We start from the raw sequence: 25,308 nt of genomic DNA, 5'->3' as shown, positions 1-25,308 counted from the left end.
CCTATTCCCCAATCCCGGCCCTTCAGCGCCGCACGAACCGATAGTGCGCCACTCCCCACTGCTGGCCCTGCTCGTAGCCGAACAGTTCCGCGCAGGCCATCCAGAACATGCGCCAGCGCTGCCACCAGATCCTGGCGTCGGCGCCGTAGGTCGCCTGCAGCACCGGCATCAGCGCGGCGCGGTGCCGGTCCTGGTTGCGCAGCCAGGCGTTGGCGGTCTTCTCGTAGTGCTCGCCGGACAGCAGCCAGCGCTGTTCGATCGCCAGGTCGTCCTGGAACTGCAGCAACGTGTCGGCGGCCGGCATCAGCCCGCCGGTGAAGAAGTGCCGGCCCATCCAGTTGTCCTCGCCCTGCACCTCGAACGGATAGGCCAGGTCGCGGTGGCAGAAGATGTGCACGAACAGCCGCCCGCCGGGCGCCAGCCAGTGGCCGATGCGCTTGAGCAGTTCGCGGTAGTTGCGCATGTGCTCGAACATCTCGATCGAGACCACGCGGTCGTAGCTCTCCGCCGGCAGGGTCAGGGTGTTGGCGTCGTGGGTGATCACCTTGACGTTGCTCAGCCCGCGCGCGCGGCACTGCGCTTCGATGTGCTCGCGCTGCGGTCGCGAGTTGGACACCGCGGTGACGCGCGCGGCGGGGAACCGCTCGGCCATCCACAGCGTCAGCGAGCCCCAGCCGCAGCCCAGTTCCAGGATGCGCTGGCCGTCGCGCAACTGTGCGCGCTCGCCGTACAGCTGCAGCATGCGCTCCTCGGCCGCGTCCAGGTCGGGCGTGGTCGCGTCCCAGTAGCAACTGCTGTACTTCAGCCGCTTGCCCAGGCACAACTCGAAGAAACGCGGCGGCACTTCGTAGTGCTGGCGGTTGGCCGCATCGGTCTCGATCGCGATGGCGCTGCCGCGCAGCGATTCGATCAGCAGGCGCTGGCGCTCCCAGGCCGCGTCGGCGCCGCCGTCGCGCTCCTCGCGCAGGCGTTGCGCGCACAGCCGGCGCATCGCCGCGCGCAGCACGGCGTCGGGCAGCAGACCGGATTCGGCCAGGCGCGTGGCCACCGGTTCGGCTGGTGCGGCGGGCGGGGAAGAGCTGGCGAAGGTACTGGACATGGGCGGATCTCCTGGCGCGGGTTCAGTGCCGCGGCGGCATGGGGAAGAAGGCGCTGGTGCTGCGCTGGTAGTCGGCGTAGTCCTCGCCGCGCGAGCGCAACGCCTGCTGTTCGGTGTAGGGGATGCCGGTGACGCGGTACAGGAACGCGAACATCAGCAGCGGCCCCAGCGCGGCCACGCCGACCCACAGCGCGCCGCCGCCCACCGCCAGGAACACGTAGGCGAACCAGTGCACGAACTCGAAGAAATAGTTCGGATGCCGCGAATAGCGCCACAGGCCCTGGCGGCAGGTCCTGCCCTTGTTGCCGGGCGCGGCGCGGAACGCGGCCAGTTGCCGGTCGGCCAGGCTTTCCCCACCCACCGCGATCAGCCACGTCGCCACCGCCAGCGTGGTCCACACGCTCCACTGCGGCTGCGGGTTGTGCGCAGCCACCGACAGCGGCACCGCGAATGCCAGCACCACCAGCGCCTGGCCGAGGAAGAACGCCAGAAACTTGCGCTGATCGCCGTGCCAGTGCTCGCGCAGGGCGCGATAGCGGCCGTCCTCGTGCGCATCGCCGAATACGCGCACGCCCAGGTGCCAGGCCAGGCGCGCGCCCCACAGACCGCCCATCGCGGCGGTCAGCACGCGCGGCAGCAGCGCGCCGTCGGCGCGCCAGGCGCAGTACACCGCGGTCAGCGCCATGCACGCCGACCACAGCACGTCGACCACGCCGGCGTTGCGGGTCTGCCGCTGCCAGGCCCAGCCGGCGAGCATGACCAGCACGGTGAACACGCCCACATGCAACAACGGCCAGGCGTTCATCGTGCCGCTCCGGTTGCGGGCACGGTCGGCGTCGCAGTCGCCATCAGGCGCCGCGTCGCCAGGCTCAGCAGGGTCAGCGCCGCGGCCCAGTCCAGCGCCAGCGCCAGCAGCGCCTGCGGCAGTGGCTGCGTCAGCGTCACCGCCTGCCAGCCGCGCGCGGCCAGCACATAGCCCAGCGGGCCGGCGGTGGCGCCGAACAGCGCCGCGCGCCAGGGATGGCGCATCACCCAGGCCAGCGAGTGCTGGAAGGTCAGCGCGAAGCCGGCCCACAGCGCCAGGATCCACAGCGGCGGCCACGGCGACGGCGGCGCGGCGGCGTAGCGCACCCAGTCGCCAGCGCGCAGGGCGGCATCCACGCCGGCGCCCAGCGGCAGCGCCAGCGCCATCAACGTGGCGTCGCCGCGGGCGCGGCGGCGCGGCCACAACTGGTACAGCGCGAACAGCGCCAGCGCCGCCGGGCCGGCCCAGGCCTGCCCGTGCGTGGCGCCGACCACCGCGGCCAGCCACAGCCCCTGCAGCGCGAGGTAATTGATCAGGTTGCTCATGCGTCGCCCGCCAGCGCCGGGGCGAACTGCGCCGGCCGCGCGCGCGGCTTGCTCAGCCACAGGTGCACGTCGCCGATCGAGCGCTCCAGGAAGCCGCCTTCGCAGTAGGCCAGGTAGAACTCCCACATGCGGATGAAGCGTTCGTCGTAGCCGAGCGCGCGCACCTGCGGCAGCTTGGCCATGAAGCGCGCGCGCCAGGCGCGCAAGGTGAGCGCGTAGCTGGGGCCGATGTCTTCCAGGTTGAACAGGCGCAGGTCGCTGGCGCGGCCGATCGCGCCGGTCATCGCCGCCACCGAGGGGATGAAGCTGCCGGGGAAGATGTGGCGCTTGATGAAGTCCACCGATTTCAGCGCCTGCGCGTAGCGGTGGTCCTCGATGGTGATGGCCTGGATCAGCGCCTGGCCGTCGTCCTTGAGCAGGCTGCCGACCTTGCCGAAGTAGGTGTCCAGGTACTGGTGGCCGATCGCCTCGATCATCTCGATCGAGACCAGGCGGTCGTAGCGACCGTCCAGATCGCGGTAGTCGCGCAGCAGCACCTCGACCCGGTCGGACAGTCCGGCCGCCTCGATGCGTTGGCGCGCCAGGTCGTACTGCTCGCGCGAGATGGTGGTGGTGGTGACGCGGCAGCCGTGGTGCCTGGCCGCGTGCAGGGCGAAGCCGCCCCAGCCGGTGCCGATCTCCACCAGGTGGTGGTGCGGTTGCAGGTCGAGCTTGGCGCAGATGCGCTGCAGCTTGCGCTCGGCGGCGCGTTCCAGCGCGGCCTCGCCCAAGGCGGCGTCGGCGTCGCGGAAGATCGCCGAGGAGTACATCAGGTTGCGGTCCAGGAACAGTTCGAACAGCGGATTGCCCAGGTCGTAGTGCGCGGCGATGTTGCGGCGGCTGCCGGCGCGGGTGTTGCGCGCGAACGCGTGCAGGCCGCGCATCGCCAGGCCGCCGAGCCGGGCCAGGCCGGTCTCCATCGCGTCCAGGCGGTCGCGGTTGCGCACCAGCAGGCGCACCAGCGCGACCAGGTCGTCGCAGTCCCACAGGCCGTCCATGTACGCCTCGCCGACGCCGACGCTGCCGTTGAGCGCGGCCTGGCGGTAGAAGCGCGGGTCGTGGATGCGCAGGTGCGCGTGCAGCGGGTCCGCACCGGCGGCATCGCCCAGGGTGGTCAGCGTGCCGGCTTCCTCGATGCGCAACTGGCCCTCGCGCAGGCCGTCCAGGGTGGCGAGCAGGCGCTGCCGCAACAGGCGATCGAGCCCGCGCAACGGCGGTGCGGCGGGCCTCAGCGCGGCGGCGGAAGAGGGCGCATGCGGAGCGTTCATCAGCGTTCTCGCGGAAGGGAAAGGTCGGGGTGGTCGTGCACCGGATTGCCGCGCAGCCACAGGCGCAGTGCCTGCCAGTGGATCTTGGCCAGCACCTGCACGGTCATCGCCGGGTAGCGCAGCAGCGCCTGCGCCAGGCTGGCGCCGGACATCTCGCGCCGCCGCAGCACCAGCGTGGCGTCGAAGCGCCTGGCCGCCGGTTGCGCATCGAGCACGTCCATGTGCACGCGCAACTGCGCGCCCGGTTCGCTCAGGCGCCAGGCGTACTGGTGCGCCATCGCCATGAACGGGGACACGTGGAAGCGCTTGTCGAAGCGCCACGCATGCACGCTGCCGTGGCTGCGCGCGGCGGCGACCGGCAGCACGTAGGCATGGCGCTGCCGCCACGGCGTATTGGTGATCTCGGCGACGATGCTGTGCAGGCGCTGCTGCGCGTCGTGGCAGTAGTAGAAGGTGACCGGGTTGAAGCAATGGCCGAAGTAGCGCAGGTGGGCGAGCATGCGCACCGGGCCGAGCGGGCGCTCGCCGGTGTGCTGCTGCACGCGGTCGCGCACCGCCTCGTCCAGCGGCTGCGCGGGGTCGCCGAGGTAGTCGCTGCGGCGGAACTGCGCCAGGTTGCGGCGGCCAACCGACCACAGCCAGCGCCGCGCGAACACCTGCTCCAGTTCCGCCAGGTCCAGGTACATCAGGAAGATCGGATAGCGGAATGCCAGCGGCTTGGGTGCATAGCGGCGATGCCGCACCCAGCCGGTGTACACCGCGCTGTGCAGGCCATGCGTGGTCGCGCCCGCCGCCGCCGGCGTTGTCGAGACGGCGCCAGCCGGCGGGGCGGACACGGTAGCGCCGCGCAGCACGCTCACGGCCAGGGTACCCCAAGCCCGGCGGCGACCTCGACCGCGCTGCGCAGGCCGTCCTCGTGGAAACCGAAACCCCAACCGGCGCCGGCGAACCAGGTGCCGCGCTGGCCCTGGATCTCGTGCTTGCGCGCCTGCGCCGCCACCGAGGCCTGGGTCTGCAGCGGATGCCGGTAGCGCATGCGCCGCAACACCTTGGCCGGGTCGATGGCGTCGTCGCGGTTGAGGCTGACGATGAACGGCTGCGGCGCGCGGATCGACTGCAGCGCGTTCATCCAGTAGCTGACCGTGCACGGCGCCTGCGGATCGGCCGGCACGTGCGCGTTCCACGCCGCCCAGGCGCGGCGGTCGCGCGGCAGCACGCGCGCGTCGGTGTGCAGCACCGTGTCGTTGTCCTGGTAGGCGATGGCGCCGAGGATCTCGCGTTCGGCGGCGCTGGCATCGTTGAGCAGGCGCAGCGCGTCGTCGGCGTGGCAGGCCAGCACCACGTGGTCGTAGTGCTGGGCGTCGGCGTCGCTGTCGGCGGCGGTCAACACCGACACGCCTTGCGCCAGCCGCTGCACCGAGCGCACCGGCGTGCCGATGCGCTCGTCGACCCGCCAGCGGCTGCGCAGCGCGCGCACGTAGCTGTTGGAGCCGCCGCGCACCACCCGCCATTGCGGGCGGCCGCTGAGTTGCAGCATGTGGTGGTTGGCCATGAAGCCGATCAACTGGCGCATCGGGAAGCCGAGGATCTGCTGCGAGGGCGAGGACCACAGCGCCGAGGCCATCGGCACGAGGTGCGCGTCGCGGAACACGTCCGAATAACCGTGGCGCTGCAGGAACTCGCCCAGGGTCAGTTGCGCCTGCGCGGCATCGGCCAGGACCTGCGGCGCCTGCCGGTAGAAACGGCGCAGATCGCCCAGCATGCGCCAGAAGCGCGGCGAGAGCAGGTTGCGCCGCTGGCAGAACAGCCCATCGAGGCTGCCGGCGTTGTACTCCAGTCCGGTGCGCTGCTCATGCACCGAGAAGCTCATCGTGGTCGGCTGCGAGTCCACCCCGAGCTGCGCGAACAGCGCGCTCAGCAGCGGGTAGTGCTGCGGATTGAACACGATGAAGCCGCTGTCCACCGCGTAGTGCGCGCCATCGAGCTCGATCATGTGGGTGTGGGTGTGGCCGCCGAGATAGTCCGCGGCCTCGTACAGCGTCACCGCGTGGCGCTGCGACAGCAGCCACGCCGCGCCGAGGCCGGCGATGCCCGAGCCCACCACCGCGATCCGGCTCATCGGGCGCGCTCCCGCGCGCGCAGCAGCCCGGCCGGTACCGGCTTGAGCCCGTGGATCAGCCCGGCCCACGACAACGCTTTCAGGCCATACCAGGTCGCGTCCACCTCCCACCAGCGGAAACCCTGGCGCGCGGCACCCGGGAAGAAGTGGTGATTGTTGTGCCAGCCCTCGCCGAAGGTCAGCAGCGCCAGCCACAGGTTGTTGCGGCTGTCGTCGCGGGTGTCGAAGCGGCGGCTGCCGAAGCGGTGCGCCAGCGAGTTGATGGTGAAGGTGGCATGGAACAGCGCCACGGTGGAGATGCAGAAGCCCCAGACCAACAGCTGTGGCCCATCGGTGCCCAGTTGCGGATACGCACGCTGCAGCCAACCGCCGAGCAGGAACAGCGCCAGCGCCAGCAGCACCGGCAGCAGCAGATCGAAGCGGTCCAGGAAGCGCAGCTCGGGGAAGCGGCGCAGGTCCGGAATCGCGTCCCAATCGGTGCGGAAGCCGCGCGGGGTCAGGAACCAGCCGCTGTGGCTCCACCAGAAACCGTGCTGGCGCGGCGAATGCGGATCGGCCGGGGTATCGGTATGGCGATGGTGGTTGCGATGGTGCGCGGCCCACCACAGCGGCCCGCGCTGCACGCAGGTCGCGCCGAGCGCGGCGAACAGGAACTGCACCACGCGCGAGGTCTTGAACGCGCGGTGGGCGAAGTAGCGGTGGTAGAAGCCGGTGAGCGCGAACATGCGCACCGCGTACAGCGCCAGCGCCATGCCCACCGCGAACCAGGACACGCCGACCCAGAACACGGCCAGGCACGCCAGGTGCAGACCGATGTAGGGCGCGGCGCGCAGCCAGTCGATGCGGTCGGCACGCGCCTCGTCCAGTTCCATCTCCGCGCCGGTGTCGAACCAGCGGCGCAGCGTGCGCGCCACGCGGCCGCGGCCGGGCGCAGGTGCCGCCGCGGGCGCGGCGGGCGGTGCACGGGAATGGTCCGGAACGGGGCTCGGCACAGGCGCATCTCGTGGGGAGTCGTATGGCGATACGGGCAAAGCCGGCAGACGGATGCAGTCGCGGCGCCTCGTCCTTGCGCGACGCTGGGCATGTGCAGCGCCGCATGGGCGCCGCGCGCGGCGGCGTCCACACCGGTCGGAATCGTCGGAAGATCGGGCTGTCATGCGGATGCGCGACGGCGGCGCGATGGTGACCGCATGCGGGTGGTGAGCGGGTGAATGCGCGCGGTGCCGGGACGCAGGCGTGCTGTCTGCGGCGTCATCCAGAGCGCGCAGAAGCTGCATCCGCCTCTTCCCCACCTGGAAGAGGATTGGGGTGAGGGGGCGGCGCGAAAGCGACGCGCGGAGTTGGGATGCACGAGGCTGCGCCCGTACCCTCATCCGCCCCTGCGGGGCACCTTCTCCCGAGGGGAGAAGGAAACGCCAGTAGCCCCTCTCCCGTCGGGAGAGGGGTTGGGGTGAGGGTCCGGCGCGAAAGCGACTCGCGGAGTTGGGGTGCACGAGGCTGCGCACGCACCCTCATCCGCCCCTGCGGGGCACCTTCTCCCGAGGGGAGAAGGAAACGCCAGTAGCCCCTCTCCCGTCGGGAGAGGGGTTGGGGTGAGGGTTCGGCGCGAAAGCGACTCGCGGAGTTGGGGTGCACGAGGCTGCGCACGCACCCTCATCCGCCCCTGCGGGGCACCTTCTCCCGAGGGGAGAAGGAAACGCCAGTAGCCCCTCTCCCGTCGGGAGAGGGGTTGGGGTGAGGGTCCGGCGCGAAAGCGACGCGCGGAGTTGGGGTGCACGAGGCTGCGCACGCACCCTCATCCGCCCCTTCGGGGCACCTTCCCCCGAAAAGGGGGCCGTGGTCCCGAGGGGAGAAGGGAAAGCCAGTAGCCCCTCTCCCATCGGGAGAGGGGTTGGGGTGAGGGTCCGGCGCGAAAGCGACGCGCGGAGTTGGGGTGCACGCGGCTGCGCCCGTACCCTCATCCGCCCCTACGGGGCACCTTCTCCCGAGGGGAGAAGGAACAGTCAGCGCCGCGACGCCCGCTACGGCGCCAGAGGCAAGGTGCTGATGCCGCCCTTCGCCACGACCGGACCGGTGGCCATGCCGCCCGGCGCGCCGCCCGGCGGTTCCATCGTCACCGCCAGCACCGCGCCGTCGCTGAGCAGGGGCATCAGCGCATCGGGAATGCGCGCCGCCCGCGCCTGCGCGTCGTCGAACACGCCCATCGAGCGCGCCTTGCCATCTGCCGGGATCAGCCACAGTTCGGGGACGCGTTCGGCGTCGCGGCTGCCGCCCAGCGGGGTCAGGGTGATGCGCTGCTTGTCGGCGTCCATCAGCGCCACGTAGCCGGGCTTGCCGTCCTCGCGCATCAGCGTCGAGGTCATCGCGATGCCGGTGTCGGCCGGCGGCGCGACCACCGGGGGCGGCGTCGGCGGCGGCAACTGCGAGGGCAGCGGCGTGCGCGCGATCATCAGCGCGAACAGGCACGCCGCGGCGGTGGCGAAGCCGCCGGCGCTCAGCCAGCGCCAGGTGCGTACGCTTTCCCAGAAGCCGGGCGCGGCCGCCGACGCGCGCGGCGCCGGGGTCTCCAGCCCGAGCGTGGCGCGGATGCGCAGCCACACGCGTTCGGGCACGGCGACCGGGGCGATTTCGTCGGCCAGCGGCATCAGGTGCTGCTGCCATTGCTGCACCGCCGCGGCGAATGCCTGGTCGCTGTCGATGCGGCGCTCGGCGGCGCGGCGCTCGTCCGCGTCGAGCACGCCGAGCACGTATTCGCCGGCGAGCACGTCGCGCGGCGGCGGAGTGTCCTGCGGATCGGTCATGGAGGCGTTCATCGTTCCAGGCACGCCTTCAGTTTGGCCAGGCCGCGGCGGATCCAGCTCTTGACCGTGCCCAGCGGGGTGCCGCTGCGCTGGGCCAGTTCTTCATAGGTGATGCCTTCGAAGAACGCGGTGCGGATCAGCTCGCCGCGCGGCGGTTCCAGTTCGCCCATGCACACGTCCAGGCGCCGCCCGGCCACGCGCCACTCGGTCTCGGCCAGCGGATCGCGGCCCTCGTCGTGCAGTTCGCCGGCGTCGTCCAGTGCCACCGACTGGCGTGCCGGCGCGCGTGCGCGCAGATGGTCGATGGCCTTGTTGCGCGCGATCATGGTCAGCCAGGTCAGGCCGCGCGCGCGTTGCGGATCGAACTGCGCGGCCTTGCGCCAGACCGAGGCGAACACCTCCTGCAGCACGTCTTCGGCGTCGCCGCGCTGCGGCACGATGCGCAGGCAGACGCCGAACAGGCGCGCGGCGGTGCTGCGGTACAGGCGCTCGAACGCGGCGCTGTCGCCGGCCGCGGTGGCCACCAGCAATTGTCCTGCTTCGTCGTGATCGGGCGTCTCGGTCATGCCGGGGAGCGGTGGCGAAGGTCGCGGCGATGCTACAGGCTTTCGGTGCGCGCGTCGCTCAACGGCGCTGGCCGCGCCACAGCGCCAGCGCGGCGAGCAGCAGCACGATTTCGAAGGCGGCCAGGCCGGTCGTGGTCGGCCCGACCGGCCACAGCCGCAGCAGGCTGGCGCTGCGGTAGAGCACGATCGGCACGTAGAACGCCAAGGCCAGCAGCAAGCCGGTGCGCAGTTGTCCGGTGCGGGCGAAGTAGCCGAACAGGAAGGCCATGCCCAGTTGCAGCCCGCCGTAGATGACCAGGTACTCCGATTGCCCGGAGCGGTCCAGGCCGACGTAGCCGACCGCCGCGGCGGTCTGCGCCGGCAGCAGCGTGCACCACAGCGCCAGGGCCGCGTACAGCGCGGCGTTGAACCACAGATAGGCCTTGGCCATGGGGATTCCTTGTCGGGAGTGGATGGATGCCGCGGCACGGTTGTAGCGTCCGCGCCGGAGTCCGGCGTGAATGCGGCGCCTGCGTGGTTCAGGGCGTGGCGCATTGCGCGACCAGGGGTTGCTGCAATGCCTGGTTCCAGGCGCGGTCATCGGCCTCGCCGCGCAGGCGTTCGGGAAACGCGATGCGCACCTGCGCATAGCGGCCACGCGCGTCGCGCACATTGCCGATGCCGCGGAACTCCAGCAGGCGGCGATCGCGGCGGGCGTAGGCGACCGTGATGTTCGGCAGCACGCCGCCGTACCAGGCGTCCACGCTCAGCGTGTAGCGCTGGACGTCGGCGTCGCCGGCCGCGGGCTTGATCTGGAACTCCAGCGTGCGCAGGCCGCTCGGCAATGCGAAGGCGATGCGCTGCGGCGTGCCTTGGCGCAGCGCGTCCCAGTGCGTGCGCAGATAGGCATCGAAGCCGGCGTCGATCACCAGCGGGACCGCTGTCGCCGGCAACGGCGAGCTGCGTTCCGGTTGGCCGGCGCGCTGGCTGAACATCGCCCGGCCGCTGCCGGCACGGCGTACGCCTTCGCGATAGCCGTTGCGTGCGTCGACCAGTTCGAAGTCCGGGGCGATGCCGCCGTCGACGCGCTTGCGCGCGAACGCGCTGCCATCGGCGCAGCGGTACAGCACCAAGCGCGTGCCGTCGTCGCGGACCCAGTGGCTCTCGCGGTACAGCAGTTGCTGGCTGTCCGGCGCGTAGGCCAACCCCTCGTAGTGCAGCATCGCCCGCGCCGGGGCGGCCATGCCGAACATGGCGCTGCACAACAGGAGGGTCGCCGGCGCCAGGCGCGCGCGGGCGAGCGGGGCAGGGGCGATCGGCGTAGGCATGCGCAGCGCTTCCGCAGGACGGGGTGACAGCTAGCAATACGCGGCCGGCGCCCATTCGGATGCGCCGATGCGCGATGCCGGGCGTGCTGCGGCTGCGATGCGCTCGGGAACGGTCGCGCCAGGGCGTATCCCCACTCCCCGAGGATGCCGCGTTGGGTCTGGCCGGCGCCACGCCGGTGTTGCACGGCGCGGCGCCTGACTGGCCTTCAGGTCAAGCCGCGCGGCGTCGGTGTGGCGCCTGCCAGGCCCAACCCGAAGGGCCGCGGCATGCTCGGGCAGTGGAGATACGCCCTTGTGTGCGACGGCTGCGGCGTTACGCTGCGCGCCCCGGATCGCGACGCCTTAGGCCGGGCGCAGCTCGATGCAATCCACCGGGCAGGGCGGCACGCAGAGCGCGCAGCCGGTGCACAGCGGTGCCAGCACCGTGTGCATGTGCTTGGCGCCGCCGACGATGGCGTCCACCGGGCAGGCCTGGATGCACTTGGTGCAGCCGATGCAGTCGGCCTCGACCACCACCGCCACCTGTGGCGGCGTCTGCGTGCCGCGGCCGCGGTCGTAGGGCAGCGGCGCGGTGTGCAGCACACGTGCCAGCGCGCGCGCGCCGGCGTCGCCGCCGGGCGGACAGCGGTCGACCTGCGCCGCGCCGCGCGCCATCGCCTCGGCGTAGGGGCGGCAACCGTCGAAACCGCACTGGCCGCATTGGGTCTGCGGCAGCAGGCGATCGAGGCGTTCGAGCAGGTCGGCGTGGCTGGGCATCATGGCGGGGTCGGCGCGTGCGGTGTGGCATGCGGCAAAGAGCGAAGGCGCCGCGCATCCGCTGGACGACCCGTATTGGCGGCAGGCAGCGGTCGCGGCATTGTAGCGCGCGGCGCATAGGCGCCTGCTGCAGGGCGATCGGCTCCAGCGCGCTGCTTGCCGGGTTCGCCGCTGCGTTGTGCGGCACGCCGGCTGCGCGTCGACGGCCGGTTGCGTGGCAGCGACGGAAAATGCCCGCCTACCTGGCGCCAGCGGTGAAATGCTCAGAACTCGGGGCGGGTCTTGACCTGCACCCGTACCGCCATGCCCTGCAGGAACAGCGCGCGCTTGGCGGGCGCGGCATCGACGCGGATCTGCACCGGCTGGCGCTGCACGACCTGCACGACGTTGCCTTGTTCAGGCGTGGCCTGGTCCGCTTGCATGCCGACCGCGATGACACGGCCGGGCACTCGTATGCTCGGGATCTGCGGCGGGACGACCAAGGCAGGTTGCCCGACGCGAATCGCGGCGGCGTCCTCCTGCTTGAAGCGTGCGATCACCACGATGCTCGCGGCGGGCGGCGACGCTGCGGTGACCTGGGCATCGTCGCTGCGCTTGATGCGGTCGTGGTGCAGCCACCACAGGGCGGCGCCAGCCACCGCGGAGGCCAGTACCAGCAGCGTGACGATGGACAGGATGACCACGGCGATGGGGGCGGCGCGATCCGGCGGGCGTGGCTTGGCCGGCTGCGGGAGCGGTGGAGTGTGCGGCGTGGCGCTCATGCAGGTCCGGGAAGAGGTGGCGTGGAATGGTGGACGCCGCGACGGTGTGGATGCCGCGACCGGCGACCAGTGTGATCGATCCGCGCGCATCTGGATTCATCCGTTCGCGCGAAGGTCGCGGGATGTGCGCTAAGCCCGGTGCCGCCAGCGGCGCCGCGCCATGCCGCCACGTTCAAGCGATGCGTCGCCCGCCGTACCAGCGCTCGTGGGCCAGTGCCAGCATCGGCCGGTCCTCGCGGCTGTCGCCGTACGCGAACACGCGCGGATAGGCGGTCAGGTCGTAGCGTGCGCGAATCAACGCCTCCTTGCGCGGTCCGCAGTCGCCGTCGGCATAGCGGCCGGTCAGCACGCCGTCGTGCGCTTCCAGGCGGTTGCAGATCAGTTCCATCCCATGGCGCGCGCACCACGGCTGCAGATACAGGTCCAGCGATGCGGACACCAGCACCACGCGGTGGCCCTGCGCCTGGTGCCAGGCGATGCGTTGCATCACTTCCGGCCGCAGCAGTGTTGGCAGCGTCTCGTACGCGTAGGCCTGCGCGTGGTCGGCGATCTCCTCGGTGCGGCGGCCGGCGAAGACGAGGCGGGTGACCCGCTTGCGGATCGCCTGCGCCGACACCACGCCGAGCCGATAGCCCGCCAGCCACGGCCCCACCGACCACTTCGCCTGCGCCAGTTGTCGCGGCGTGGCGACGCGGCGCAGGAACCGCGAATAGGTGTCGGTGGTGGTGACCGTGTGGTCGAAATCGAACAGAGCTAAGTGCATGGGAATGGGGAATGGAGAAACGGGAATGGTGGAAGCGGCTGTGTCGGTGCAGACGAGGTTTTGCCTTTTCCCATTCCCGATTCCCTATTCTCCCTTCCCGGCTCTTACCGCACCGGCATCCCCGGCTGCGCGCCGCCGTCGGCGTCGAGCAGCGCCAGCGCACCGCCGTCGAAGCCGGCCGACAGGATCATGCCTTCGCTGATCCCGAAGCGCATCTTGCGCGGGGCCAGGTTGGCGATGAACACCACGCTGCGGCCGACCAGCTTGTCCGGTTCGCCGTAGCTGCCGCGGATGCCGGAGAAGATCTGCCGCTTGCCCAGCTCGCCGGCATCCAGTTCGAAGCGCAGCAGCTTGTCGGAACCTTCCACGAATTCGCAGGCCAGCACCTTGCCGATGCGCAGGTCGAGCTTGGCGAAATCGTCGATGCCGATGACGCCGGGATTCGAGAGTGGAGATTCTGGATTCGCGGCGGGCTTGGCCTCGGCCTTGGCCGGGGCCGGCTTGGTTGCGGCGGGGGCGGGGGCGAGGGTGTCCTTGGAGGCGTCGGTCATGGCGTCGATCAGTTTGGGGTCGATACGGGTGAACAAGGGGGCGTAGGGCTGGATGACGTGCGCCAGCAACGGCGTTGCCAGGTCGTCCCAGGCCGTCAGCGGTGCCGACAGGAACGCTTCGGCCTCGGCGCTGGTGCGCGGCAGTACCGGTTTCAGCGCGCCAGCCAGCACCCGGAACAGGTTCAGGCCCTGCGTGCACACCGCCTGCAATTGCGCGTCGGCGCTGTCCTGCTTGGCGATCACCCACGGCTTGTGTTCGTCGATGTACTTGTTGGCCTCGTCGGCCAGGGTCATGGTCTGGCGGATCGCGCTGGCCGGGTCGTTGCGCTCGTAGGCCTCGCGGATCGGCGCCAGCGCGGCGACGAAGCGCGCGTACTGCGCCGGGTCCGGCAGCGCGTCGGCGAGCGTGCCGCCGAAGCGCTTGTCGATGAAGCCGGCGCAGCGGCTGGCCAGGTTGACGAACTTGCCGACCAGGTCCGCGTTGACCCGGGCCACGAAGTCGCCCAGGTTCAGATCCAGATCGTCCACGCCGCCGGAGGACTTGGCCGCGAAGTAGTAGCGCAGCGCTTCCGGCTCCAGGCCCACGTCCAGGTAGGTGCGCGCCATCACGAAGGTGCCGCGCGACTTGGACATCTTGGCGCCGTCCACCATCAGGTAGCCGTTGACGTGCAGCCGGGTCGGCGCGCGGTGGCCGGTGCCGTGCAGCACCGCCGGCCAGAACAGGCCATGGAAGTTGACGATGTCCTTGCCGATGAAGTGGTGCAGCTCGGTGGCGGTGCCGGCGGCCAGATGCGGTTCGAACGCTTCGCCCAGGCTCGCGCACAGGGTCTGGAAGCTGCTCAGGTAGCCGATCGGCGCATCCAGCCACACGTAGAAGTACTTGCCCGGCTGGCCGGGGATCTCGAAGCCGAAGTAGGGCGCATCGCGGGAGATGTCCCAGGCGCGCAGGCCGCCCTCGCTGTCCAGCCACTCCATCAACTTGGCCTTGACCCCGGGCAGGGCGACATCGCCGGCCAGCCACTGCCGCAGGAAGCCGTCGAAGCGGCCGACCTCGAAGAAGAAGTGCTCCGAGTCGCGCAGTTCCGGCGTGGCGCCGGAGATTACCGACTTGGGGTCCTTCAGTTCGGTCGGCGCATAGGTGGCGCCGCAGACCTCGCAGTTGTCGCCGTACTGGTCGGCGCTGCCGCAGTTCGGGCAGATGCCCTTGATGTAGCGGTCGGGCAGGAACATGCCCTTGGCCGGGTCGTAGAACTGCGCCACCGAGCGCCGCGCGATGTGGCCGCCGGCGTCGAGCCTGGCGTAGAACGCTTCGGTCAAGGCGCGGTTGGCGGCCGAGTTGGTCGAATCGTAGTGATCGAAGGCCACGCCGAACGCGGCGAAGTCGCGCTCGTGGCTGGCCTGGATGGTGGCGATGAAGTTCTCCGGGGTGACCCCGGCCTTCTCCGCGGCGAGCATGATCGGCGTGCCGTGCGTATCGTCGGCGCACACGAACCAGGTGCGGTCGCCGCGCAGCCGCCGCGCGCGCACCCAGATGTCGGCCTGGATGTAGCCGACCAGATGCCCCAGATGCAGCGGTCCATTGGCATAGGGCAGGGCGGTGGTGACGAGAGCGGTGCGGGTCATGGCGGCCGGCGTTTCTGGGGGCCGAGGATTATTGCATGGAGCTGGGAATGGGGAATTGGGAATGGGGAATCGCAAGAGCGGTGGGAATGGAGAATGGGGAATGGGGAGTCGCGACAGCGGTTGCCCGCGACCTGATCGCCCACGAAAAAGGCGCCTTTGCAGGCGCCTTCAAAGGTGGTGAGCGGGGAGGCATCAGGCCGGCATAAGCCGCTTTTTACGATTCCCGATTCTCCACTCCCGATTCCCGGCTTCTACTCCCTGATCCAGGTCTGCGTCCGCCCCAGCGCCTCGATGCCGATGTAGCCGCGCATCTGCAGCTTCTTGCCGCCGTCGGTGAGGGTGACCTTGGCCTTGTAGGTCTTGCCCTTGGCCGGGTCCAGCACCGAACCGCCGCTCCACACCGCGGTGCCGTCCGGCTTCAGCCCCCACAGGATGGTCATGCCCTTGATCGGCTTGCCCTTCTGCGCGCCGTCGCACTTGTCGCACATCGGATTCGGGCCATGGTTGGACTGCAGGATCTCGACGACCTTGCCGTTCAGCGTGCCGTTGGCCGCCTGTTCGATCTGCACGATCGACTTGGGCTTGCCGGTCTCGTCGTCGATGGTCTGCCAGCGGCCGACCGGCGAGGTGTCGGCGGCCTGCGCCACGAATGCGGCCACGCTCAGCGGCAGGGCCAGCATCAGGGTCTTGAAGGTGGTGCGCATGTGTCCCCTCCCAGGGTGTTCGAAGCGATCGGCGCGATGCCGACCTGGCGCCGACTGTATACCCAAGCGTATGGTGCTGGGAATCGGCGGCCGCCGGCGGTTCAGCGTGTCGTCGGCGCGGGGGCCGGGCTGCGCTGCTGGGACGATGTGCCGAGGCCGTCGCTTCCGGCACGGCCTCGAGCGAGGAGCGAGCGCGCCGGCTGCACCCGCCGCGGGATCGGGCTGGCGCGTGCCGCTCAGCCGGCTTCGTACAGTTCCAGCGGCAGGTCGTCCGGGTCGGCGAAGAAGGTGAAGCGACGCCCGGTGTATTCGTCTACGCGGATCGACTCGACATCCACGCCGTGCGCCTGCAAGTGCGCGACGGCGGCATCGAGGTCGTGCACGCGCAACGCCAGGTGGCGCAGGCCGCAGGCTTCCGGGCGGCTGGGCCGCGGTGGCGGCGCGGGGAAGGAGAACAGTTCGACCTGGCTGCCGTCGGGCAGCGCCAGGTCCAGCTTCCAGGAGTCGCGCGTGTCGCGGTAGACCTCGGCGATCACCCGCAGGCCGAGAATGCGGCAATAGAACTCCTTGGAGCGCGCATAGTCCGAGGCGATGATCGCCACGTGGTGCACGCCTTGCAGGGTCAGCGGCGAGGTCATCGCGGCGCGCTCCGGCGACCGCGGCGTGCGGTCGTGGTGCGATGTGCGCGGGGCATCGTGGCAGTGCAGCGGCGCTGTGCGGTGCGAGGGCAGGGCAATGGCATGCCGGCAGCATAGCGCAGCGGCGCGACCGCGCCGCCGCGGTCTGCGACACTGCGTGTTCCGTCGCTGCGAGGCCGCGCCATGCCGCACAATCCGCTCGCCGCCCTGCTGGCCGAGGACCGTTGCCTGCTGCTCGACGGCGCGTTGGCTACCGAACTGGAGCGGCGCGGCTGCGATCTGCGCGATCCGCTGTGGTCGGCGAAGATCCTGCTGGAACAGCCGCAGCTGATCCAGCAGGTGCATCTGGATTATTTCGCCGCCGGCGCGCAATGCGCAATCACCGCCAGCTACCAGGCCACGCCGCTGGGCTTCGCCGCGCGCGGCCTCGACATGGCGCGATCGCGACAGCTCATCGTGCGCAGCGCGCAACTGGCGCTGCAGGCGCGCGAAGCGTATCGGGCGACGCACGCGCAGGCCGGCACGCTGCTGGTCGCCGGCTCGATCGGACCATATGGCGCCTATCTGGCCGATGGCGCGGAGTATCGCGGCGACTACGCGTTGCCGCGGGCGGCATTGCGGGAGTTCCATCGTCCGCGCGTCGCCGCGTTGGTGGAGGCGGGCGTGGACCTGCTGGCCTGCGAGACGCAACCGTCGCTGCCCGAGGTCGCGGCGCTGCTGGACTTGCTGCAGGAGTTTCCGCAGGCCGTGGCCTGGTTTTCGTTCACCCTGCGCGATGCCGCGCACCTGAGCGACGGGACGCCGCTGCGCGAGGCGGTGGCCGTGCTCGACGGCCATCCGCAGGTGGTCGCGCTCGGCATCAACTGCGTCGCCCCGGCCTTGGCGACCGACGCGCTGCGTCATCTTGCGACGCTGACCCGTCTGCCGCTGGTGGTGTATCCGAACGCCGGCGAACGCTACGACCCCGACCGCAAATGCTGGCGGGCCGACAGCGTCGATGCCGGTACCTTGACTGATCAACTCGACGCCTGGCGTGCCGCCGGCGCGCGCCTGATCGGCGGTTGCTGCCGCACCACGCCGCAGGACATCGCGCAACTCGCGCAGCGCCTGGCGGCGCCGCAGGGGTAAGGTCTCGCCGCTTTGCAGGAATCACCCTGTGGGAGGGCCGTCTGTCCCGACACTTTCAGCGAAACGCAGCGAGAAACTTCCGGTTCGGATGTTGCCGGAGGGCGCTCAACCTTCGCGCAAGCCAGCGTCTGTGTAGGAGCGGCTTCAGCCGCGACAGGCACTACGGAACGTGCCTGTCGCGGCTGAAGCCGCTCCTACAAGAGGGTGCGATCGGCAGCGTGCGATCGCACACGCAATCGCATCCGACGCCCGGCTTACCCCTTCTTGCTCGCCACCCAGCGCTCGATCTTCTCCTGCAGCACGTTCAGCGGCACCGAGCCGTCCTTGAGCACTTCGGCATGGAACTCGCGGATGTCGAACTTGTCGCCGAGTTGCGCGCGGGCGTAGTCGCGCAGTTGCAGGATCTTCATCTCGCCGATCTTGTAGGACAGCGCCTGGCCGGGAATGGCCATGTAGCGCTCGGCCTCGGCTTCGGCGTCGGTGCGGCTGGTGGCCGAGTTCTGCAGCATGTAGTCGATCACCTGCTCGCGGGTCCAGCCCTTGCTGTGCACGCCGGTGTCCACCACCAGGCGGATCGCGCGCCACAACTCGTTCTGCAGGTAGCCGAAGTAGTTGTACGGGTCCTGGTACAGGCCCAGTTCCTTGCCCAGCGATTCGGTGTACAGGCCCCAGCCCTCGATGTACGCGGTCTCGCCGCCGAAGCGGCGGAACTTGGGCAGGTTGGTCAGCTCCTGCTGCAGGCCGAGCTGGAAGTGGTGGCCGGGGATGGCTTCGTGCAGGTACAGATCCTCGGCGTCCCAGGTCTTGCGGCTGGGCAGGTCGTAGGTGTTGACGTAGAAAATGCCTGGCCGCGAGCCGTCCTCGCTGGGACGCATGTACGAGCCACCGGCCGCCGACTGCGCGCGGTACGGTTCCACCGGGCGGATCTCGAAGGCGGCCTTGGGCTTGAGCGTGAACAGGCGCGGCACCGCCGTGTCCACCCGCGTCTCCAGGCCGCGGTAGTAGGTCAGCAGCTCGTCCTCGCTCTTGAAGGTGAAGCGCTTGTCGGTCTGCATGAACTTGAAGAACTTCGGCATCGAGCCGCGGAACTTCACCTGCTTCATCACCGCCTGGATCTGGCCCTGGATGCGCGCCACCTCGTCCAGGCCGATCTGGTGGATCTGCGCGGGCGTGAGGTCGGTGGTGGTGCTCTGGCGCACGTTGTAGGCGTACCAGGCCTCGCCGCCTGGCAGCGCGCCGACGCCGGCGGTGCTGCGCGTGGCCGGCATGTACTCGGTGGCGATGAAGCCGCGCAGCGCGCGGTAGGCGGGCATGATCCGGTACTCGATCAGGCGCTTGTATTCGGCGGTGATGCGCTGCTTCTCGGCCTCGGGCATGTCCGCCGGCAGGTTGCGCACCGGGCCCCAGAATAGGCTCTCCTCGGCGGTCGGCTTGATGATCGCGTCCAGCTGCGGCAGCACCTTCTCCATCAGCGCGCGCGGCTGCACCACGCCGGCCTTCATGCCCTCGCGCATGTTGGCGATGGCCTGGTCGAACAGCGCCGGAATGCCGAGCGCGCGACGCGACCAGTTGTCGTAGTCCTTGACCGTGCGGAACGGCTGCGCGCCGGTGCCCGAGCCGAGCATGACCATGATGCTGCCGACGTTGTAGAACTGGTTCACCGGCTGCATCCAGCTCGGGTACTTCTCCGCCTCCAGCGCATTGCGCGCGTCGCCGACGAAGATCTCGTAGCTGAGCAGGTCCTGGCCGCTCAGCCCGTCCTTGCCGATCGCCTCGGCCTTGCCCAGCCATTGCACGGTGAAGTCGTGCGACTGCTGGCGGAACGCCGGCGAGAGGAAGTTCGGCAACTGGTCGTTGTAGCGGCTGTCGCCCTGGAAGGTCGCCTGCAGCGGATTGAGCTTGAGCGAGGCTTCCCAGTAGTCGTCGTACAGGCGGTTGAGCTGCTGCGCCTTGCTCAGCACCACCGGCGCCGGCGCCGGCCGCGCCTTCTTCGCCTTGCGGGTCTGGACGGTCTGCTGCTTCTTGGCGGTCTTCTTCTTGGCCGCATCCGCCGGCGCGGCCAGCGACAGGCTCAGGACGGCGGCGATGGCAAGCGACAGCAGGCGGGGAAAGCTGGGCGGCATTGCGGGCTCCAACGGCAAGCGAGCACGGGAGCTTGCCCGATCCGCACCGCGGAGGCCACCCATCGCCGCGTGCGCGGTCAGCGAAGCATCGGGCTGGCCGCAGGTCATCGGCGCCGCGGCGGCCGTCGCGCGGTCGGACACGGGCCAGGCGGGGCGGTGGTCTGCAGCGCTGGCGCCATGCGTGCACGCCCCTGGCTGCGGGCACGTCGGCGGCGATGTCCGGCGAACGCGCAGGCGTCGCAACACGCCCACCCGATGCACCGGCGCCGCGCATGTTGCGCGCGCTCAGTCGGCCGCGGCTTCCTCGCGCAACTGCGCGGCGCGGGCCGGGGTCAGGTAGTCGGTGATCAGCCACCGCATCAGGTACAGCAGCGGTATCAGCAGGATCGCCAAGAGCATCTTGCAGATGTAGTTGAGCGTGCTCACCGCCAGGAACAACGGGATCGACCAGTGCTGCGGGCCGAGCACGAAGGCGATGTAGATCACCACGAAGCTGTCGATCAGCTGCGACACCGCGGTGGAGCCGGTGGCGCGCAGCCACACGTGTTTCTCGCCGGTGACGTTGCGTATGCGGTGGAACACGGCGACGTCGATCAGCTGCCCGGCCAGGAACGCGACCAGCGAGCCGGCGATGGTCCACAGGCCCTGGCCGAACACCGCGGCGAACGCGGCTTGGTAGTCCGGCACCCCCTGGTGTTGCGCCGCGGACACCCAGAACCCGGCCGGCGCCAGCGCGATCGCGGCGAACGCGAACAGGAAGCCGTAGCCGATCAGCGCCACCGCCAGCCAGGAGATGAAGCGCACCCCGCGGCGGCCGAAGAACTCGTTGATGGTGTCGGTGAGGATGAACACCAGCGGCCACAGCAGGGTGCCGGCGGTGAAGTTCATCGAGCCGCTCTGGCCGAACAGGTTCCAGTTCAGCGGCGCGATGCCCAGGGTGTCTTCCAGGGCGAAGATCTTGACCCCGATGAACTCGGCGAGCGCGGCGTTGACGCAGAAGAACGCCGCCAGGGCGATGAACAGGCGGACGGCGCGGTCGTCGAGCGTGCCGTTGCGCATGCGCCGGGCCTCAGCGGTCCACTGTGCGGGTGAAGGGCACGCTGTCCGGCGCCACCGCGCCGCCGGAGATGATGAAGCTCATCGCCTGGTCCACGCTCCAGTCGGTGGGGGTCAGCAGTTCCACCGGCACGATCTCCAGGTAGCCGGAGGTCGGGTTGGGCGTGGTCGGCACGTACACCGCGGCCAGTTCGCGGCCGGTGCCGTGTTCCTTGATCACCCGCGTGACCAGGCCCACCGACTTCATGTCCCGGTGCGGGAAGTCGATCAGCACCACGCGCTGGGTGCTGCCGGGCTGGGTCTGCAGGATGTCCACCAGCTTGCGCACGCTGTCGTAGACCACGCTGGCCAGCGGGATGCGGCGCATCACCGCCTCGAACCAGCGCAGCAGGCGCTGGCCGATCATGCGCCGGCTGAGGATGCCGACCAGCAGGATCACCGCCAGGGTGGCGACCAGGGCGATGGTGTTCTGCACCCATTGCGCGGTGGCCCAGCCCAGCTCGCGCGGGAACGAGGCGGCGATGCGCGCCGACAGCGGCACCACCCACGGGCTGCTGATGCCCGAGAGCAGCACGAACACGAACTTGACCACCACCCAGGTGAGCCAGATCGGCAGCAGGGTCAGCAGACCGGTGAAGAACAGCCGTTGCAGGGACGGGCGCGCGTGCGGAGCGGGGGTATCGGGCGACATCCGCCTAGTGTAGCGGCGCGCTGCGCCTGCGGGTGCCCCGCCGGCTAAGATGGCCCGCTACCGTGCAGGTGCGATTGGGGAAGCGGCATGGCAAGGATCGGCAAGTGGATCGCGGGCGGGCTCGGAGTGGCGCTGGTGTTGGTGGTGGCGCTGTTCCTGGCGTCGCGATTGTGGCCGGTGCCGGCGGCGCAACGCGCGGCGCTGGCGCAACTGCGGCAGCCGCCGGCGCCGCTGCGCGGGCCGAACCTGTTCGTGGACCTGTGGCTGTTGCCTTACGCGGTTCCGCCGGCACAGCGGCAGGCGGTGTTCGCCGAGGACGTACGCCGGTTCCGCCAGGCGTGGGACGGGCAGCCGCCACGCAGCGCGGCCAGCGCCTATCCGCGGACGCCGGACTGGCCGTCCGAGCGCCTGCCGCGCTGCGCTTGGAGCGACGACGATTGCCTGGCCAAGGTGCGGGCGCGGACGCAGGACTATGCGCAGGCGCTGGCCGCGCAGGATGCCTTGCTGGCGCGCATGCCGGTGCCGGTGCCGACCGCGGACTATCGCGGCCCGTTCGCGTCGGACCCAGCGCGCATGCTGCCATCGTTCTCGGTGCTGCAGACCTCGCCGATGCGTCGCGCCCTGGATTTCGTCGAGGGCCGGGTCGATCCGGCCCTGGCCGGGGTCTGCAACGACGCCGGCCTGGCGCGGGTGTTGCTGCGCTCGGGCGACAACGTCCTGACCACGTCGATCGGCGCGGCGATGTTGCGCGGCAATGCGCGGCTGTTCGCCGCCATGCTCGCCGAGCTGCCCGCGCAGCACGCGCTGCCGGCGCAGTGCGCGCAGGCGTTCGCGCCGTTGTCGGTGGAGGAGGTCAGCCTGTGCCGTCCGCTGCGCGCCGAGGCGCAGATGCTGTTCGCGGCGCTGGACGAACTCGGCCGCACGCGCAGCGCGCCGGGCCAGCGCTGGTATGCATCGATGGGGTTGCCCCTGCTGTTCGACCGCGCCCGCAGCGGGGCGCTGGTCGCGCCGGCCTATACCCGGCCATGCGCGGACGACGTGCGCGCCAGCCTGCGCGCGGACCGGCGGCTGACGCCGGCGCAGATGACCGCGCCGGTGGGGTCGGCGTTCGCCTGCCTGGCCAACCGGCTCGGCTGCGCGATGGTGCGCCTGCCGCCGTCCACGTTCGCCGGCGCTGTGCAATGGCGGCTGCAGGACACCGCCGCGGCGATGCGGCTGACCTCGGCGCTGCTATGGCTGCGTGCGCATCCGGACCCCCGGCCGCTGCCGCAGCGCCTGGCCGCGTTGCCGCCGGCGCTGCGCGGCGATCAGCGGCCGCTGCAGGCGACGCCCGATGGACAGAGCATGCAGGTGGCGTTGTATGCCGACGGCGGCGCGCTGCGCCTGCCGTTGCCGGGCAGTCGGCTGCGGCACTGAGCCAGCGCATGCCAGCATCGATCGCTTCGGCGAGCGCGGCTGCAACAGGCTGGTCGTTCGCCGGCCTGGGCGGCCGCGCCCGCGCTAACGCGCCGGCTTGCGCTTGACGTAGAGCTGCTTGCGCGTGCGCGCCACCACTTCGCCCTGCGCGTCGAGGATCTCGTTGTCGAACCAGCGCAGGTACTTGTCGCCGCCGGCGGTGGCTTGGCGCATGTCGTCCAGCATCGCCTCGTCCAGGCGGAACTGCGCGCTCACCGTGCCGCGCCCGGGGCGCACGAACTCGATGCTGCCGGCCTTGTCCCAGACGTAGTAGGCGCGGCCCAGGTTCTGCATCGCCAGCAGCATCCAGAACGGATCGGTCATCGCGAACAGGCTGCCGCCGAAGTGGGTACCGACGTAGTTGCGGTTCCAAGGGCGCATGCGCAGTTCGACCCGCGCATAGCGGTAGTCCGGGCTCAGTTCCGCCAGGTGGATGCCGGCGAACAGGAACGGCGGCCACAGGTTCAGGCCCAGGCGGAACAGGGAGGCTTTCATCGCGGGCGGCAGGCAGCGCTAGGGGAGGGCGAGCTTACCATTCGCATGGGTATGGTGCTCTGGCGCGCCGCTGGCGGGCGGCGGCGAGGCAGCCGCCGTGGCTGCCTCGGGGCGCGGCGTCAGAACAGCAGCGCCGACATCCTGCGCCGGTAGCGGCCGACCAGATCCTCGTCCTCGATCACCCGGAACGCGTCGATCAGCGACTTCTTGGGCAGGCCGTCCTCGAAGCCGCGGTCCTGCCGCAGCATCTCCAGGAATTGTTCCAGCGCGGCCTCGTCGTCGCCGGCGATCAACTGGCGCACGCCGAGCAGGTAGCGCGCCTTGAGGTCGGCCGGATCCTGCGCGACGGCCGCCTGCAGGGTCTCCAGCGGCGGCGCCGCCTGCAGCGCGCTAACGAAGCCCAGCCGCGCCCGCGCCCGCACCGCGCGCTCGTCGGTGGCCAGGTTGGCCGGCAACGCGTCGATCAGCGCCTCGGCCTCGGCTGCGGCGCCGGTCTTGACCAGCGCCAGCGCCAGGTCCAGCTTCAGCTCGTCCTTGTCCGGTTCGGCTGCCACCGCCTCGCGCAGGCGCTGCACCTCGGCGTGCGGGTCCAGCGGCGCGGCCGGGGCCTCGTCCTGCGCCGCATCCGGCGCCGGCAGCGGCACGATGCCGTGCTGGGTCAGGAATTCGCGCAACTGGCCTTCGGGCAGGGCGCCGGGGAAACCGTCGACCAGTTGCCCGTCCTTGACCAGGAACACGGTCGGGACCGAGCGGATCTGGAACGCGGCGGCGATCTGCTGCTCCTGGTCCACGTCGACCTTGGCCAGCTCGAACGCGCCGTGATACTCGGCGGCCAGCTTCTCCAGGATGGGGCTCAGGGTCTTGCACGGGCCGCACCAGGGCGCCCAGAAATCCACCAGCACCGGGGTCTGCAGCGATTTCTGCAGGACGTCCGCTTCGAAGGTCTCGGTCTTGGCGTCGAATACGTGGGGCATCTCGGACATGGGGGCATCGTGGCAGGCGAAGAATGATGGCTTCTATGGTGACAGACCGGCCATGACGCAAGGGCGCACGACCGCGAGTGGTGGCCTGCGTGCGCGCCGCGATGCGCCTGATGGAACCTTCAAACAGCACCCGGCTCCGACAGCGGCGCCATGTGCATCAACCACTTGCGGATGCTGTGGGCCAGCGTTTCAGCGCACAGCGCGCGGGGCGATCGCGTGCGCGCCCGCTTGCGGCGCACCTGGATGCCAGCGGCAGCCGCAGCGGCGACAATGGGCGTCGGACGCGCCGCGATGGCCGCGCAGAGGCCGGGAGGCGAGTGGGTGAATCGATACGATCAGGCGCTGCGCTACGCGGGGCCGCTGCTGGCGCTGGCGGCGCTGGCCGCCGTGGTGGGCTTCGGCCACGCGCTGCCCGGCTACCTGCCGTGGTCGCACCCGGTCGCGCTGCTAGGCGCGCGTGGCATCCCGCATGCCTGGGCGTTCGACCTGCTGGCCTTCATTTTGCCCGGGGCGCTGGCGGTGCTGCTGGCGCTGCGGCTGCTGCGGCGCGCTGGCCACGCGGCGCCGTGGGCGCTGCGGGTGGGCGGGCAGGCGCTGCTGCTGGCCGGGCTGGCCTTCGCCGGCATGGGCCTGCTGCCGCTGGACCCGGCCGATCTGCAGGCGCGCGCCAATCGCCTGCACGCCAGCGCCTGGCTGCTGTGGATGGTGGCGCTGGTGGTGGCGGCCGGCCTGCTCGCGATCGGGGCGTGGCGCCGGCCGGGCGCGCGCGGCTGGGCAGGGGCCGCGCTGGCGGTGGCGCTGCTGGCCGCGCTCGGCGCGTTCGCGCTGGACGCGCTGCTGTCGGCAGCGGTGGCGCAGCGCCTGGTGTTCGTGCTGTGGTGGGCCTGGCTGGCGCTGCTGGCCTGCAGCCCGGGCCCGCGCGCGCCGCGCACGGCCTGAGCGGGCCGCCGCCGCTGCGCAGTTGGCCGCGGGCGCCAGCCCGGCCCGGCGCCGCGCCGCGCGGGTCGTAGTGCCGCCGCCGCGCCTTCATGC

The 25,308-nt window shown here is 70.8% G+C and carries 25 protein-coding genes; 3 read left to right on the top strand and 22 right to left on the bottom strand.

The window, feature by feature from the left end; genetic code table 11:
- Positions 1 to 22 precede the first annotated feature (22 nt).
- The 17 genes from AB3X07_RS15495 to AB3X07_RS15415 all read right to left on the bottom strand — a co-directional run bounded on the left by AB3X07_RS15495 (position 23) and on the right by AB3X07_RS15415 (position 16,333).
- On the bottom strand, positions 23 to 1,099 hold the full coding sequence (locus tag AB3X07_RS15495; RefSeq protein ID WP_369939483.1) for an SAM-dependent methyltransferase: 1,077 nt from the start codon (positions 1,097 to 1,099) through the stop codon (positions 23 to 25).
- A gap of 22 nt (positions 1,100 to 1,121) precedes the next feature.
- Positions 1,122 to 1,904 (bottom strand): DUF1295 domain-containing protein, encoded by a 783-nt coding sequence (locus AB3X07_RS15490; protein WP_369939482.1) that lies wholly within the window; start codon positions 1,902 to 1,904, stop codon positions 1,122 to 1,124.
- Positions 1,901 to 2,449 carry a DUF2878 domain-containing protein gene (locus tag AB3X07_RS15485; protein WP_369939481.1) on the bottom strand — a complete coding sequence of 183 codons (549 nt, stop codon included), beginning with the start codon at positions 2,447 to 2,449 and terminating at the stop codon, positions 1,901 to 1,903. Before AB3X07_RS15485 ends, AB3X07_RS15490 begins: the two co-directional genes overlap by 4 nt.
- Complete coding sequence (locus AB3X07_RS15480) at positions 2,446 to 3,756, bottom strand: class I SAM-dependent methyltransferase (RefSeq protein WP_369939480.1); 1,311 nt, start codon at positions 3,754 to 3,756, stop codon at positions 2,446 to 2,448. The genes AB3X07_RS15485 and AB3X07_RS15480 overlap by 4 nt, the downstream gene beginning before the upstream one ends.
- Complete coding sequence (locus AB3X07_RS15475) at positions 3,756 to 4,616, bottom strand: DUF1365 domain-containing protein (RefSeq protein ID WP_369939479.1); 861 nt, start codon at positions 4,614 to 4,616, stop codon at positions 3,756 to 3,758. The genes AB3X07_RS15480 and AB3X07_RS15475 overlap by 1 nt, the downstream gene beginning before the upstream one ends.
- Complete coding sequence (locus AB3X07_RS15470; protein WP_369939478.1) at positions 4,613 to 5,875, bottom strand: NAD(P)/FAD-dependent oxidoreductase; 1,263 nt, start codon at positions 5,873 to 5,875, stop codon at positions 4,613 to 4,615. Before AB3X07_RS15470 ends, AB3X07_RS15475 begins: the two co-directional genes overlap by 4 nt.
- Entirely contained in the window at positions 5,872 to 6,777 is a 906-nt protein-coding gene (locus AB3X07_RS15465) for an acyl-CoA desaturase (protein ID WP_369944784.1), read from the bottom strand. The genes AB3X07_RS15470 and AB3X07_RS15465 overlap by 4 nt, the downstream gene beginning before the upstream one ends.
- Positions 6,778 to 7,896: 1,119 nt before the next feature.
- A complete protein-coding gene (locus AB3X07_RS15460; RefSeq protein ID WP_369939477.1) occupies positions 7,897 to 8,688 on the bottom strand; it encodes an anti-sigma factor in 792 nt (263 codons plus the stop codon).
- Entirely contained in the window at positions 8,685 to 9,242 is a 558-nt protein-coding gene (locus tag AB3X07_RS15455) for a sigma-70 family RNA polymerase sigma factor (RefSeq protein WP_369939476.1), read from the bottom strand. The genes AB3X07_RS15460 and AB3X07_RS15455 overlap by 4 nt, the downstream gene beginning before the upstream one ends.
- 58 nt (positions 9,243 to 9,300) lie before the next feature.
- Positions 9,301 to 9,672 (bottom strand): DUF4345 domain-containing protein, encoded by a 372-nt coding sequence (locus tag AB3X07_RS15450; protein ID WP_369939475.1) that lies wholly within the window; start codon positions 9,670 to 9,672, stop codon positions 9,301 to 9,303.
- An 88-nt stretch (positions 9,673 to 9,760) separates the two neighbouring features.
- Complete coding sequence (locus AB3X07_RS15445) at positions 9,761 to 10,549, bottom strand: hypothetical protein (protein ID WP_369939474.1); 789 nt, start codon at positions 10,547 to 10,549, stop codon at positions 9,761 to 9,763.
- A 342-nt stretch (positions 10,550 to 10,891) separates the two neighbouring features.
- Positions 10,892 to 11,308: an Rnf electron transport complex subunit RnfB gene (rnfB, locus tag AB3X07_RS15440; RefSeq protein ID WP_369939473.1), complete on the bottom strand. Its 417-nt coding sequence runs from the start codon at positions 11,306 to 11,308 to the stop codon at positions 10,892 to 10,894.
- Positions 11,309 to 11,568: 260 nt separating this feature from the next.
- On the bottom strand, positions 11,569 to 12,066 hold the full coding sequence (locus tag AB3X07_RS15435; RefSeq protein ID WP_369939472.1) for a hypothetical protein: 498 nt from the start codon (positions 12,064 to 12,066) through the stop codon (positions 11,569 to 11,571).
- 172 nt (positions 12,067 to 12,238) lie between these two features.
- Positions 12,239 to 12,829 (bottom strand): HAD family hydrolase, encoded by a 591-nt coding sequence (locus AB3X07_RS15430; protein ID WP_369939471.1) that lies wholly within the window; start codon positions 12,827 to 12,829, stop codon positions 12,239 to 12,241.
- 104 nt (positions 12,830 to 12,933) lie between these two features.
- Positions 12,934 to 15,003, bottom strand: coding sequence for a methionine--tRNA ligase (gene metG, locus AB3X07_RS15425; protein ID WP_369939470.1), 2,070 nt, complete (start codon positions 15,001 to 15,003; stop codon positions 12,934 to 12,936).
- Between the two features lie 251 nt (positions 15,004 to 15,254).
- A complete protein-coding gene (locus AB3X07_RS15420) occupies positions 15,255 to 15,707 on the bottom strand; it encodes a DUF2147 domain-containing protein (protein ID WP_369939469.1) in 453 nt (150 codons plus the stop codon).
- A 236-nt stretch (positions 15,708 to 15,943) separates the two neighbouring features.
- Complete coding sequence (locus AB3X07_RS15415; RefSeq protein WP_369944783.1) at positions 15,944 to 16,333, bottom strand: VOC family protein; 390 nt, start codon at positions 16,331 to 16,333, stop codon at positions 15,944 to 15,946.
- A 195-nt stretch (positions 16,334 to 16,528) separates the two neighbouring features.
- On the opposite strand from AB3X07_RS15415, the gene mmuM reads away from it, so the two are divergent.
- On the top strand, positions 16,529 to 17,473 hold the full coding sequence (gene mmuM, locus AB3X07_RS15410; protein WP_369939468.1) for a homocysteine S-methyltransferase: 945 nt from the start codon (positions 16,529 to 16,531) through the stop codon (positions 17,471 to 17,473).
- Positions 17,474 to 17,727: 254 nt separating this feature from the next.
- On the opposite strand, the gene AB3X07_RS15405 is transcribed toward mmuM, so the two are convergent.
- The 3 genes from AB3X07_RS15405 to AB3X07_RS15395 all read right to left on the bottom strand — a co-directional run bounded on the left by AB3X07_RS15405 (position 17,728) and on the right by AB3X07_RS15395 (position 21,343).
- On the bottom strand, positions 17,728 to 19,596 hold the full coding sequence (locus AB3X07_RS15405; protein ID WP_369939467.1) for a DUF885 domain-containing protein: 1,869 nt from the start codon (positions 19,594 to 19,596) through the stop codon (positions 17,728 to 17,730).
- A gap of 285 nt (positions 19,597 to 19,881) precedes the next feature.
- Entirely contained in the window at positions 19,882 to 20,655 is a 774-nt protein-coding gene (locus AB3X07_RS15400; RefSeq protein WP_369939466.1) for a queuosine precursor transporter, read from the bottom strand.
- A 10-nt stretch (positions 20,656 to 20,665) separates the two neighbouring features.
- On the bottom strand, positions 20,666 to 21,343 hold the full coding sequence (locus tag AB3X07_RS15395) for a DUF502 domain-containing protein (protein ID WP_369939465.1): 678 nt from the start codon (positions 21,341 to 21,343) through the stop codon (positions 20,666 to 20,668).
- Between the two features lie 87 nt (positions 21,344 to 21,430).
- On the opposite strand from AB3X07_RS15395, the gene AB3X07_RS15390 reads away from it, so the two are divergent.
- Complete coding sequence (locus AB3X07_RS15390) at positions 21,431 to 22,759, top strand: hypothetical protein (protein ID WP_369939464.1); 1,329 nt, start codon at positions 21,431 to 21,433, stop codon at positions 22,757 to 22,759.
- A gap of 84 nt (positions 22,760 to 22,843) precedes the next feature.
- On the opposite strand, the gene AB3X07_RS15385 is transcribed toward AB3X07_RS15390, so the two are convergent.
- The gene (locus AB3X07_RS15385; protein ID WP_369939463.1) at positions 22,844 to 23,293 is read right to left on the bottom strand and encodes a DUF4442 domain-containing protein; all 450 of its coding nucleotides are present in this window, start codon (positions 23,291 to 23,293) and stop codon (positions 22,844 to 22,846) included.
- Between the two features lie 119 nt (positions 23,294 to 23,412).
- Positions 23,413 to 24,276, bottom strand: a complete 864-nt coding sequence (gene trxA, locus AB3X07_RS15380) for a thioredoxin (RefSeq protein WP_369939462.1) — start codon at positions 24,274 to 24,276, stop codon at positions 23,413 to 23,415.
- A 321-nt stretch (positions 24,277 to 24,597) separates the two neighbouring features.
- Between trxA and AB3X07_RS15375 the strand changes: the two genes are divergently transcribed.
- Positions 24,598 to 25,215, top strand: a complete 618-nt coding sequence (locus AB3X07_RS15375; RefSeq protein ID WP_369939461.1) for a DUF998 domain-containing protein — start codon at positions 24,598 to 24,600, stop codon at positions 25,213 to 25,215.
- Positions 25,216 to 25,308: the final 93 nt, after the last annotated feature.

The organism is Xanthomonas sp. DAR 35659 (genome assembly GCF_041242975.1).
GTDB lineage: Bacteria > Pseudomonadota > Gammaproteobacteria > Xanthomonadales > Xanthomonadaceae > Xanthomonas_A > Xanthomonas_A medicagonis.
The sequence above is the reverse complement of the archived record's forward strand: the minus strand, read 5'-3'. Positions and strand labels throughout refer to the sequence as shown.

What these genes read in the sequence shown, in the direction of transcription:
- AB3X07_RS15495 (WP_369939483.1), bottom strand. Translation starts at nt 1,099, where the DNA reads ATGTCCAGTACCTTCGCCAGCTCTTCCCCGCCCGCCGCACCAGCCGAA.
- AB3X07_RS15490 (WP_369939482.1), bottom strand. Translation starts at nt 1,904, where the DNA reads ATGAACGCCTGGCCGTTGTTGCATGTGGGCGTGTTCACCGTGCTGGTC.
- AB3X07_RS15485 (WP_369939481.1), bottom strand. Translation starts at nt 2,449, where the DNA reads ATGAGCAACCTGATCAATTACCTCGCGCTGCAGGGGCTGTGGCTGGCC.
- AB3X07_RS15480 (WP_369939480.1), bottom strand. Translation starts at nt 3,756, where the DNA reads ATGAACGCTCCGCATGCGCCCTCTTCCGCCGCCGCGCTGAGGCCCGCC.
- AB3X07_RS15470 (WP_369939478.1), bottom strand. Translation starts at nt 5,875, where the DNA reads ATGAGCCGGATCGCGGTGGTGGGCTCGGGCATCGCCGGCCTCGGCGCG.
- AB3X07_RS15460 (WP_369939477.1), bottom strand. Translation starts at nt 8,688, where the DNA reads ATGAACGCCTCCATGACCGATCCGCAGGACACTCCGCCGCCGCGCGAC.
- AB3X07_RS15455 (WP_369939476.1), bottom strand. Translation starts at nt 9,242, where the DNA reads ATGACCGAGACGCCCGATCACGACGAAGCAGGACAATTGCTGGTGGCC.
- AB3X07_RS15450 (WP_369939475.1), bottom strand. Translation starts at nt 9,672, where the DNA reads ATGGCCAAGGCCTATCTGTGGTTCAACGCCGCGCTGTACGCGGCCCTG.
- AB3X07_RS15445 (WP_369939474.1), bottom strand. Translation starts at nt 10,549, where the DNA reads ATGCCTACGCCGATCGCCCCTGCCCCGCTCGCCCGCGCGCGCCTGGCG.
- rnfB (WP_369939473.1), bottom strand. Translation starts at nt 11,308, where the DNA reads ATGATGCCCAGCCACGCCGACCTGCTCGAACGCCTCGATCGCCTGCTG.
- AB3X07_RS15435 (WP_369939472.1), bottom strand. Translation starts at nt 12,066, where the DNA reads ATGAGCGCCACGCCGCACACTCCACCGCTCCCGCAGCCGGCCAAGCCA.
- AB3X07_RS15430 (WP_369939471.1), bottom strand. Translation starts at nt 12,829, where the DNA reads ATGCACTTAGCTCTGTTCGATTTCGACCACACGGTCACCACCACCGAC.
- metG (WP_369939470.1), bottom strand. Translation starts at nt 15,003, where the DNA reads ATGACCCGCACCGCTCTCGTCACCACCGCCCTGCCCTATGCCAATGGA.
- AB3X07_RS15420 (WP_369939469.1), bottom strand. Translation starts at nt 15,707, where the DNA reads ATGCGCACCACCTTCAAGACCCTGATGCTGGCCCTGCCGCTGAGCGTG.
- mmuM (WP_369939468.1), top strand. Translation starts at nt 16,529, where the DNA reads ATGCCGCACAATCCGCTCGCCGCCCTGCTGGCCGAGGACCGTTGCCTG.
- AB3X07_RS15405 (WP_369939467.1), bottom strand. Translation starts at nt 19,596, where the DNA reads ATGCCGCCCAGCTTTCCCCGCCTGCTGTCGCTTGCCATCGCCGCCGTC.
- AB3X07_RS15400 (WP_369939466.1), bottom strand. Translation starts at nt 20,655, where the DNA reads ATGCGCAACGGCACGCTCGACGACCGCGCCGTCCGCCTGTTCATCGCC.
- AB3X07_RS15395 (WP_369939465.1), bottom strand. Translation starts at nt 21,343, where the DNA reads ATGTCGCCCGATACCCCCGCTCCGCACGCGCGCCCGTCCCTGCAACGG.
- AB3X07_RS15390 (WP_369939464.1), top strand. Translation starts at nt 21,431, where the DNA reads ATGGCAAGGATCGGCAAGTGGATCGCGGGCGGGCTCGGAGTGGCGCTG.
- AB3X07_RS15385 (WP_369939463.1), bottom strand. Translation starts at nt 23,293, where the DNA reads ATGAAAGCCTCCCTGTTCCGCCTGGGCCTGAACCTGTGGCCGCCGTTC.
- trxA (WP_369939462.1), bottom strand. Translation starts at nt 24,276, where the DNA reads ATGTCCGAGATGCCCCACGTATTCGACGCCAAGACCGAGACCTTCGAA.